The sequence below is a fragment of the Pseudomonas sp. GXM4 genome, assembly GCF_008923895.1.
Taxonomy (GTDB): domain Bacteria; phylum Pseudomonadota; class Gammaproteobacteria; order Pseudomonadales; family Pseudomonadaceae; genus Aquipseudomonas; species Aquipseudomonas atacamensis.
On the sequence record NZ_WBRZ01000191.1, the window covers coordinates 1 to 10,719 of the forward strand.

Consider the following 10,719-nt stretch of genomic DNA (forward strand, 5'->3'; position numbering starts at 1 on the left):
CAATTTCCGGGGAGTTTTCGGTGCTGCGGTGGGAGTATTTTTCTGATGTTTTTGTGTGTATATCCGTTGCTGCGGGTGTAGCTGATTACGGTTTCGCCCTTACGGCGAGGCACTTTTTCCAAACGCCCCGAAAAAGTACCCAAAAAGGCTTGCTCCTGCGTTCGGCCCTCGCAGGCTCGGGTTCCTTCGCTACGGGACTGATCCGGGCGCAGCGGCTCCGGTTTGCTTCGCTGCACCTCCTTCCGCTGTGTACGACTGCGTCGTACGGTCGCTGCGCTCCCACGCCCGGATCAATCCCTCCACTCAGCCTTCCGACGTCGCCGGTGGATCAAGATCAAAAGCACTCGAGCTAACGCTCATTGTTGAATGGTGAAAAGCGTGTGGTCTGCTTTGGATCTGTGTTGGATTCGCCCCTCATCGGAACGCCGCCCGCCCAGCCCTCTCCCGAGGGAGAGGGAGCCGATTTGCGGGCTTTTCAGTATCTGCATTCGACTCGATATCGCAAGTCGGCGTATTTCGCCTGAACACCTCGGTCAGTCCCCTCTCTCTCCGGGAGAGGGCTAGGGTGAGGGGCTTTTGCTCTGGCTCTTGATCTTTTGCCCCTTCGGCAGGCTGCGCCCGGATCGGTCCCGTAACGGAAGGTACCCCGAGCCCCAGCGAGCGGGCCGTACGCCGGGGCAAAGCCTTTTTGGTTACTTTTCGCTGGGCCGGCATTCCGGCGTTTGGAAAAAGTGACCCGCCGTAAGGGCGGAACCTTAAGTAGCCTTCACCGCAGCAAAGGATATGCCCCCAATCCCAAAAATCAAAAAGCCCCGCCAAAGCGGGGCTTCTAAACAACATCAGACCAATCAGAAATCAGCCTTCACCGACATCACAAAATTGCGCGGATCCCCGTAGAAGTTACCGAACCCCTCGGTACCAATGGTCGCGTAATAACGCTTGTCGAACAGGTTATTGCCGTTCAACGCCACCGACCAGGTGTCATCGATCCGATAACCAATGCGACCGTTCCAGACCGCATAACCCGCGCCATCGACATTGTCCCCGCCCAGAGGCGAAACGCGGTAGGTGCCCGTCTGTGCATTGACACCCGCACCAATGGTCACACGGTCCAGCGGTCCGCTCAGGGCGTAATCACCCCAGACGCGCAACAGGTGACGCGGCACGTAGGAGTTGTAGACCGCGCCATCCTGAGTGGCGTCGGCATCTTCCAGCACCTTGGTCTGGGTGTAGGTATAACCGGCCAGCAATTGCAGGCGGTCGATCACTTCACCGCTGACTTCAGCTTCAAAGCCCTGGGCGCGGACCTTGCCCGAGTTGATCTGGCAGGAGCTGTCTTCGCACCGCAGGTCATCCTGGGCCGCGTCTTTCTGGATGGTGCGGAACAGGTTGAACGTGGTGTTCAAGCGACCGTCGTACCACTCACCCTTGATCCCCAATTCGTAGCTCTGGCCAATCAGCGGCTTGAGCGTGCTGCCGTCGATGGTTTTGTACGAGCCTTGCGGGGTGAAGATGTCGGTGTAGCTGGCGTAGGCGGTCAGGTTGTCGTTGAGGTCGTAGAGCAGGCCGGCGAACGGCGTGACCTGGCCGGTTTCGGTGGATTGGGTGTTGACCTCGGTGCCTTCGCCGCGGAAGTACTGCACCGAGTCGGTGTCGGATTTGTACCAGCTGACCCGGCTGCCGAGTATCAGGGTCATCGGGTCGGCGAGTTTCAGGCGGGCGATCGAGTAAGCGCCGTATTGCTTGATGTGCATGTCCACCGGGCCGCCACGGGAGGCGTTGGCCAGGTAGTAGCTTTCATCCGGCTGCGGGATGTTGTGGTTCGGGTTGAACACGTTCTGGCGCTGTGGCAATGCCGCCACCGCGTAGAAGTCGTCCTTGTGCGAACGGCTGGCGTTGGCGCCGACGATCAGTTCGTGCTGCTGGCCGAAGGCGTCGAATTTGCCGTCGACGTAAGCATCGAAACCGTAGTCGCGCTGGTCGTAGTCATAGGTACTGCCGAGCATCAGCGTGTTGGTGGCGGTGGCGCCCAACGGCACTGTGCCGCTCGGGAAGGAATATTCCATGTCCTGAGTGTTGCGCGAGTAGACACCGGCGACTTTCAGCGACCAGTCATCGTTGAACTGGTGTTTGACGTCGGCGAAGTAGGTGGCGCGTTTGCTGCGCTGGTTGTTCCACGAGGTGTTCAGGCAGGTGGAGCGTTTCAAGTGCAGGTCGGAGCCGTCGGCGTAGCGCGGCAGGCCGCCCCAGCACGGGGTGGCGTCGACGTCTTCATAGGCCATGCCCAGACCGAGGGTGGTGTCGGGGCTGAGGTCGAAGTCCAGGGCGCCGTAGTAGATCTGATCACGGCGTTCAGCCACGTCGTAGAAATACTTACGGGTCTGCTGCGTCACCACGGCGCGGCCACGGACAGTGCCGGCGTCGTTCAGCGGGCCGCCGGTGTCGACCTGGCCGCGATAGTTGTCCCAGGTCCCGGCCGACAGCGACAGCTGCGTGTGCGGGGTGTCCTGGCCGCGCTTGCGCACGAAGTTGACGCCGCCGGCGGTGCCGCCCGCGCCCTTCATCATGCCGGCCGCGCCGCGGAGGATTTCCACGCGGTCGTAGATGGCCATGTCACTGTTGAAGCTGTCCGCCTGCACGTAGCTGCTGCCGATGTCCAGCGGCACGCCGTCGTACTGGTACTGGCCGGTCATGCGGAAACCGCGCGAGTAGAAATACTTGCCGCCCATTGGCGAGTCGTAGACGGTGATGCCCGGGGTCTTCTCCATCACCTGTTCGATGGTGTTGAGGTTCTGGTCATCAAGCATCTTGCGGGTCATCACCGTGACCGACTGCGGCGTTTCCTTGAGCGAGTGCACGCCCTTGCCGATGGTCACGCCGCCGGTGGTGTAGGAGTTGCTGCCTTCGGTGGTGGCGCCGAGGCGGTTGGCGTTGACGTTGGTCGGCGCCAGTTCCATCGCGCTGCCGCTGGTGGCCGGGCCGAGCACGGTGACGGTGTTGCCGTCACGCTGATAGCGGATGCCGGTGCCGCTGAGCATGGCCTTGAGCGACTCGTCATCCTGATAGCGGCCGTTGAGGGCGCTGGAGCGCAGGCCTTGCAGGCTTTCCGGGCTGTAGACGATTTGCAGGCTGGTCTGCTGACCGAGGGTTTGCAGGGCCTGGGCCAGCGGTTGGGCCGGGATGTTCAGGGTCCATTCCTGGGCCTGGACATACGGCGCTGCCGCGAGGGTCAGTGCCAGACCCAGGCCGCTACCAGCCAGGCGTGTGCGGGTCGCGCCGTGCATCAGCAGGGCTCGAGTCAGAGGGCGAAGCATGAAACGGGATGCGGACATGAGGTTAAGACCTTGGCAGGTATAGTTGTTAATGGTTCTTATTCATCTCATTAAGACGAGGAAGCCGCGGCAAACCGGAAAAGTTTTTTCTCCGGCCCGGTCGCGGCTGCCTCGATCAAGCGGTTTGCAGTTCGCTTTTGACCTTGCCGGCCTCCATGCGCACCAGTTGATCGGCGACGTCGAAGTAACGGTCGTCGTGGGAAATCACGATGATGGTTTTGCCCAGGCGCTTGAGGTCGGGCAGCAGCTCGGTATAGAAGATCCGCCGGAAGGTCGGGTCCTGATCCGCCGCCCATTCATCGAACACCAGCACCGGGCGCTCTTCGAGCCAGGCGTTGACCAGTGCCAGGCGTTTGCGCTGACCGGTGGACAGGTCGGTGGTGCTGAAGGCGCCGTCGCGCACGCTGACCTTGTGCGCAATCTCCAGACGCTCGAGGTAGCGGGTGGCATCCTGCGGCACTTCACGATCGCCCTGGATCACGTCATCGAACAGGTAGTAGTCGGCGAAGATCGTCGTGAAGTTCTGCCGGTAATCGTCGCGGTTGACCGCAGTGATGGGCTTGTCGTTAACGCGAATTTCGCCCTCGGTCGGCGCGTACAGGCCCAGCAGCAATTTGATCAGCGTGGTCTTGCCGCAGCCGTTCTCACCGACGATGAACACGATGTCGCCCTGTTCGATACGAAGGTTCACCGGCCCGAGGCGGAACGGTTCGCTGCCTTCCACGGGAGGGAAGGCGTAGCGCACGTTGCGCAGTTCCAGGCTGTTGACGGCGGCCGGCTTGCTGCCCTGATCCTGCAGCAACAGGTGCGGCTCCGGTGAGGAGAACTGTTCGCTCAGTTCGGCAATGCGGCGGAAGGCAATCTGCGCGCGGCTGATGATCGGCAGGGTGCTGATCAGGTGCTCCAGCGGCCCCTTCATGTACAGCAGCACCAGAACGAATCCGCTCATCACCGCTTTGTCGGCACTCGGCCACAGCGATTGCAGGGCCAGGGCCATGCCGATGACCACGAAGAACAGCATCGAGCCAAACGACTTGGCGATGACGAAGGTGTTGATCGATCTGATCTGGGTGTCGCAGATTTTCTCGGCGGTTTTCTGAATGCCGGCGACGAACATGCGCTGGCGACGCGGCCGGTGGATACGCAGTTCCTTGGCGCCTTCGGCAATTGCGTTGTAGTGCTTCTGCAGTTCGTCTTCGGAATCGCGCGCGGCGTAGAAACCGCGCATGCCCTTGGCCCGCGCAATCGCCTGGATGGTGGTGCCGATGGCGATGGCCACCAGCATCATCAGAAACATCGGCCACGACAGCATGGCCAGGTAGCCGAGGCAGCCAAGGGTCACGGTCATGGAAATCGCCAGCGGCGCGAAGGCGAAGGCGAAGTCGCTGATGGTGTCGACGTCGTGGGTCAGCACCGGAATCAGGCGATGGCTGCGATAGCGTTCGATCTGGTCGATCGGCGCCGACAGGACTTTCTCCCCCAGTTCTTTGCGCAGTTTGGCGATGATGTGCTGGCCGACGTAGTTGGTGCCGATGTCCGACAGGATCGTGGTCAGCAGGGCCAGGGCACAGAGGCCGGCGAAGATCATCACCACCGTGCGGGTCAGGCCGTCATCGGAATGCAGGGCGTTGTTGATGGTCGCCAGCAGCACGGTGACGCTCAGGCCGCCGAGCATGCCGAGCACGATGGACGCCGAGACGATCAGGCGGAAGGGCTTGAGCAGGGCGAACAATTCGTTGATCGCCCCACGCGTAGGCTTGGTCATGGAGGATTCCTGCTTCGATGCGGAGGGAGTGCCGGTACTTAAGGAAAACGAATGGTCGCGGAGTTTCTTTAAACGAGCGCAGGCGTGGTTGCGCTCGTCGAGGGCGGGATCAGAGGTCGCGTACTACGCGAAAGCCCAGCCAGTCGCCCTTGCTGGTCGGCCAGCTGCTGTTGCGGTTGCCCGAGCGCGAGAAGATCGGCGCTTCGCCCCAGTCGTTGCCGCGCATGACCTGGCGTTCGCAGTTTTCCTGGGTCCATGGGCGACCGTCGGCGGGCACGCCGGAGTAGTCCGGGTGGTAGCAGTCGGCGGTCCATTCGTAGACGTTGCCGTGGGCGTCGAACACGCCAAACGCATTGGCCGGGAAGGTGCCGGCCGGCGAGGTGAAGTTGTAACCGTCGGCCGCGCCGTAGGTGTTGGCGTGCTTGGAAATCTGGTAATCCTTGCCCTCATCGAACGGGAAGGGGAAAGGCCCGGTGCTGCCGCCCCGGGCGGCGTATTCGCGGATCGATTCGCTTTGCAGGCGATAGGCGTGGCCGGTCTTTTTCGACAGCCAGTCGATGTAGCCCTGGGCTTCGGCGACGTTCATGCACACCGCCGGATCGCGGGGCGTCTGTTTGAATTCCGGCTTGCCGGCGGTGCAACGGCGGCCCGGGCGATCATCGAAGTCGTAGGGCTTGTTGCCGGTCTCGCGCACATAGGCGTCCCATTCGCCCACCAGCACCTGCGAGCGGCTGATAGCGAATGGTTTGCTGAACGTCACCGTGTGCAGCGGGCCTTCGTCGGGTTGGCGGCCGACCTCATCGTCCGGCGTGCCCATGGTGTAACTGCCGGTCGGCAACACGACCATTTCCGGGCAGTCCTTGCAATCCTTGAACACTTTGCCCGCAGCGGGTGCTGTCGCCGCGTGCGCGGTGCCGGGCAACAGGGCAGCGCAGAGGGCACTCAGCGCCAATGCGGGCAGGGCTTTGAAGGTGAGTGACGCGTGAGGCTTTTTCATGAGTCGTCTCTTTGAAAGGAAAACGGCAATCGAGGATCAGGCACGCAGCTTTTTGCCGAGGATGTCCATGAAGCGATCCACTTCGGCTTCGCTGTTGAGCAAGCCCGGGGCGGTGCGAATCACCGGCCCGACGTCGCGGCTGACCGCGTCGCAGATCACCCGGTTCTGCATTAGCCAGGCCGCCACTGCGTCGCTGTCCTGGCCCTTGATCCGGAAGAAGGTGAAACCGGCGGAGAACTGCGAGTCGAGCGGGGTCACCAACTCGATGTTGCGGTGCTCCTGCAAGCGTTGCTTGAGGTAACTGTTGAGCTGATGAATGCGCGTCTGCACTTCGGCCTTGCCCAGTTGCAGGTGCAACTTGAAGGCTTCGTCCAGCGCCCAGCGATGCTCGAAAGCGTGGTAGCCGCCCGGGGTCATGATGGTCGAGAAAGCCGTGGCCTCGGAGAAGGTCGGCACGCTGGGGCTGACGTATTTCAGTTCTTCGGTGCGGCTGCAGACGATGCCGGTGCCGCGCGGGCCGAACATCCACTTGTGCGTGCCGGCGATGAAAAAGTCGCAGTTCATCTGCGGGAAACTCACGTCGTCGACGCCAAATCCGTGCACGCCATCGACCACGTAGATCAGCCGATCCTGATCGGCACGCTGGCGGTTGTGCTCGTCGACCAATTGCGAGATTTCGCGGATCGGCAGCTTCACGCCGCTGCCCGAATGCACCCAGGTCATGCCCAACACGCGGGTTTCGGGGCGGATGTTGCGATTGATCGTGTCGAGCACCTGATCCATAGAAATGCTCTGCGGGGTTTCGAACAGCTTGAGTTTGCGCACGCGCGTGCCGTCACGCCGGCTGCGGAAATCGAGAATATTGCGCGTCGAGTAGTGCTCGTGAACCGTGGTGAGGATTTCCTGATCCGCGCGCACCTGCACACTGCCGTAGATCATCGCCAGACCTTCGGTGGTGCTGCCGGTCAGGGCGATCTGCGCCGGTTTGGCTTGCAGATACTGGCCGGCCCAGTGGCGCACGTTTTCTTCGCGCTTCTCGGTGACGCCCAGATCCCAATCCATCGCCAGACCCGGATTCAGATCCAGCGCCGCGCGATGGCGTTCGATCGCTTCGCGCACCGGTTTGGGGTGCGAGGTGACGAGGAAATTGGCGAAGTGAATCGCTTGGGGATCCTGATCGAACATTTGACGCAATTGCGTCCATTTGTCTCGCGACGCAGTGGGCACGGCAGCGATGGCCGCCGGAGCACTCAGGCTGGCGCCCAGGGGCAGGGCGGCGGCGAGCAGGCCGGCCTGCTTGAGAAAGGTGCGACGATCAGTCATGGCCGGGCCACCTCCTGGCGCGACGCCAGCGCCGGTTTCGCGGCTTTTTGTACCTGATCCCAGACGCGCATGAAGTTGCCGCCCCAGAGCTTGGCGATGTCCGCTTCGGAGTAGCCGCGCTGCAGCAGTTCGGCGGTGACGTTGCGGATCTCGCCGACGTTTTCCCAGCCCTTGATGCCGCCGCCATCGTTGAAGTCAGAAGCAATGCCGACGTGGTCGATACCGATCTTGCGTACCGTGTAATCGATGGCGTCGCCGAAGTCCTTGAGGGTGGCTTTCGGTTCCTCTTCGAGGATCGCGTAGAGGCCGCTGGCGTACTGGCCGAGCTTCTGTTCCGACCAGGCGGTGATGATCGGATCACCCGGCATCAGTGCCATCGCCAAGTTGGGCAGTGGCGGCAGATCGAAGCGCGCACGCAACGCATTGAGTTTGTCCTGCGTGCCCTGGGTCAGCGGTTTCAGGTACTGCGAGAAGGCGACGACCTGCACCACGCCGCCACTGTTCTTGATCAGTTGCAGCTCTTTGTCGCTGAGGTTGCGCGGGATATCCACCGCCGCCCGTGGCGCCGAGTGCGAGGCCACCAGCGGTGTGCGGCTCAGTTCGGCGACTTGCTCGAGGGCTTTGCTCGACATCTGCGACACGTCGATGATCACGCCCAGATCGTTCAAGCGCTGCACTGCTTGTTTGCCGATGTCCGAGAGGCCATCGAGGGCGTCGGGCGAATCATTGAAAAACGGTAGCGGCCGCGACGAGTCGGCCCAGCTGTTGTTACCGATGTAACTGAAACCGAACATGCGCATGCCGCGCCCGGCCCACAGGTCGAGCTTGCTCAGATCATTGCCCAGCGGGTAGGCGTTGAGCATGCTGATGAAAATCGCAAACTTGCCTTCGCCGTGCAGGCGGCGGAAATCATCCGGTGTGTAGGCGATGCCGGCCTGATTGGGGAAGTCGCGGACAATCCCGGAAATGATCTTGTAGCGCACCTCCTGCTGATTGCGCGCTTCTTCGACAAAACCTTCGGTCGGACGGTGCGGGGCATTCGGGCCGTTCCACATTTCCGGCCAGCCGAATACCGTCAGCGCCGCACCGGACAAGCGTCCGCGATTGGCCTTGATGAGGTCGAACTGGCCCGAGCCATCCTTGTCGGCTTCGTGGTCATGGCTGCCGAAACTCAGCGGCACGGTGATGTGGCTGTCGAACGACAGCAGGCGATCCTGCAACTCGGTCGCCTGTTTCATCACCTTCACCGGGTAGCCGGGGTTGTTCAGGTAATCCCAGGCCAGAAATCCTGCGCCGGCACTGATCGCCAGGGCCAGCGGCAGGCCGATGAATAGAGCCTTTTTCCAACGCGGTTTTGTCATTGCCATCTCATTCAGGTTCGCCGTCGAGGTACAGGCGCAGGGGCCTTTGCTATCTGGGAAGAACGAGTGGCTGCACGGCTAATTTAGGTGTGCGTTACAAATGCCCGGCAGCGGCGCAGGGATGTTTTGCCGGCGGCGTAAATTTCCCCGCCGAGCAAACGTTCTAGCTTGGATAAAGCCTGCTTCATGGCTGACACAGGTAGGGCAATGACGATCTCTCGACGCTGGTTCATGGCGGGCATGGCACTCACGGGCGCCGCGCTGCCTGCCGCTTTTTATGCACATCGTGAATTGACCCGCGAGGAGTTTCCGATCACCCCGGGCGAGGCCACGGTCGATCTGGCGGACACCGCCGGGCAACAGCTGGCGGACAATTTGCGTGGGGTCTGGGACATTCGCTTTACCGGTGCGGCGGCGGGGCTTGATGGTCTGCCTGCGCAAGGTCTGGAACTGTTTCTCGACATCGCTCATCGTGGGCGCGGCCTGCGCGGTTATCTCGACACCGGAGCGAATCTGCGTGCCGAAGGGCCTGTGCGTTATCAAGTGGTTGGCGATCTGGCACCGGGCAACGGCGCCGAGATGTATTGGCGCCTGCTGCGCACCGATGAGCCGCTGGCGCCACCGGTGTATGAATTCAAAGTCAAACTGGATGAAGTCTGGGCGGCGTTCGGCAATGCCGGCAGCGCCTCGTTCACCGGGCAAGTGCTGCGTCTGGACCGGCCGTTGGCGTTGCCCGAGCTGGACAATCATTTCATCGCTATCAAGCGGCGTTTTCCCGAGGCCCGTGAACGCACCGGTCTGAATCCGCAACTGTTGGCCTGGCTGGTGGCGCCCGAGCATCGGTTGTTCCACCAACTCTGGCACGCTACCCGCGACAAGTGGCACAAGCTCTCGGAGAAAAAACGCGAAGCGCTGCGCGGCATCGGCTGGCAGCCCGGGCCACGTGACAAGGAACGCGACGCCCGTGGGCCAAGCAAGGATCGCAATGGCTCGGGCGTGGATTTTTTCTTTATGCACCGGCACATGCTTGGCATCGCCCGCTCGATGCAGGATTTGCCATCGTGGCCGGCGTTCCCGCAGCCGCAGCCTGAGCTGGAGCGGGACCGCCAAGGCTTCGCGCGTTATTTCGACAACCACGACGGCAACTCACTGCCGCCGACCTGGCTGGCCGAGGGTGATGACGAGTACACCAAATGGGTCAGCGACATCAAAGCGGCGGAGACTTTCCAGAGCAATTTCCTGGTATGGGAATCGCAGTACCGTGACCCGCGCTACTTGTCGAAATTGACCCTTGGCCAGTTCGGCTCGGAAGTCGAACTGGGCCTGCACGACTGGCTGCACATGCGCTGGGCCTCGGTGGCGCGTGATCCGTCCAACGATATTCCGGTGCCGATGGCGCGCGATCAGGCGGACTTCGCTGCGCGCTGGTATGCGCCGGAAAACGACTTTCTCGGTGATCCGTTTTCCTCCCATGTGAACCCGGTGTTCTGGCGCTTTCATGGTTGGATCGATGATCGCCTGGAAGACTGGTTCCGCGCCCATGAACGTTTTCATCCGGGCGAAGTGAGCCGTCTGGAAGTCAACGGCGTGCCGTGGTTTGCGCCGGGACGCTGGGTGGAAGTCGCCGACCCCTGGCTCGGCCCCGACACCCACGGCTGCAGCACCGTGCCCGGCCTGCAAGCTGGGCGCTCCGTGGAGATGGATCCGGAAACCATGAAACTGGCGCTGCGTATCACTTTTGGCGACGAAGACAACATGACCGAACTGTTCCGCAAAGTGCCACAGCGCCCTTGGTATGCGCGGCACCTGAAGGTCAAGGGCCGACAGCTCTAGATTGGTTCAACACACACATATTCAGAATAGTTCGCAATCCCCTTGTGGGAGCGAGCCTGCTCGCGAATGCGGAGTGTCATGCAGATGCATCAGTGCCTGACAGGACCC

General features: G+C 61.8%; 6 protein-coding genes. 1 reads left to right on the forward strand and 5 read right to left on the reverse strand.

Translation table 11 applies throughout. The annotated features are described in order from the left end of the window. Positions 1 to 848: 848 nt before the first annotated feature. From F8N49_RS20215 to pvdM, 5 genes are all read right to left on the reverse strand, one after another. The gene (locus F8N49_RS20215; RefSeq protein WP_178117030.1) at positions 849 to 3,332 is read right to left on the reverse strand and encodes a TonB-dependent receptor; all 2,484 of its coding nucleotides are present in this window, start codon (positions 3,330 to 3,332) and stop codon (positions 849 to 851) included. 115 nt (positions 3,333 to 3,447) lie between these two features. After that, positions 3,448 to 5,097 (reverse strand): cyclic peptide export ABC transporter, encoded by a 1,650-nt coding sequence (locus F8N49_RS20220; RefSeq protein ID WP_071171628.1) that lies wholly within the window; start codon positions 5,095 to 5,097, stop codon positions 3,448 to 3,450. Positions 5,098 to 5,206: 109 nt separating this feature from the next. After that, positions 5,207 to 6,094, reverse strand: coding sequence for a formylglycine-generating enzyme family protein (locus F8N49_RS20225; RefSeq protein ID WP_151552277.1), 888 nt, complete (start codon positions 6,092 to 6,094; stop codon positions 5,207 to 5,209). Between the two features lie 36 nt (positions 6,095 to 6,130). Further along, positions 6,131 to 7,417: an aminotransferase class V-fold PLP-dependent enzyme gene (locus F8N49_RS20230; protein WP_151552279.1), complete on the reverse strand. Its 1,287-nt coding sequence runs from the start codon at positions 7,415 to 7,417 to the stop codon at positions 6,131 to 6,133. After that, complete coding sequence (gene pvdM, locus F8N49_RS20235) at positions 7,414 to 8,778, reverse strand: pyoverdine-tailoring dipeptidase-like protein PvdM (RefSeq protein ID WP_151552281.1); 1,365 nt, start codon at positions 8,776 to 8,778, stop codon at positions 7,414 to 7,416. Before pvdM ends, F8N49_RS20230 begins: the two co-directional genes overlap by 4 nt. A 207-nt stretch (positions 8,779 to 8,985) precedes the next feature. Here pvdM and F8N49_RS20240 point away from each other — a divergent pair, with 207 nt between their 5' ends. Further along, positions 8,986 to 10,611: a PvdJ/PvdD/PvdP-like protein gene (locus tag F8N49_RS20240; RefSeq protein ID WP_151552284.1), complete on the forward strand. Its 1,626-nt coding sequence runs from the start codon at positions 8,986 to 8,988 to the stop codon at positions 10,609 to 10,611. The last annotated feature ends 108 nt before the right edge of the window (positions 10,612 to 10,719 follow it).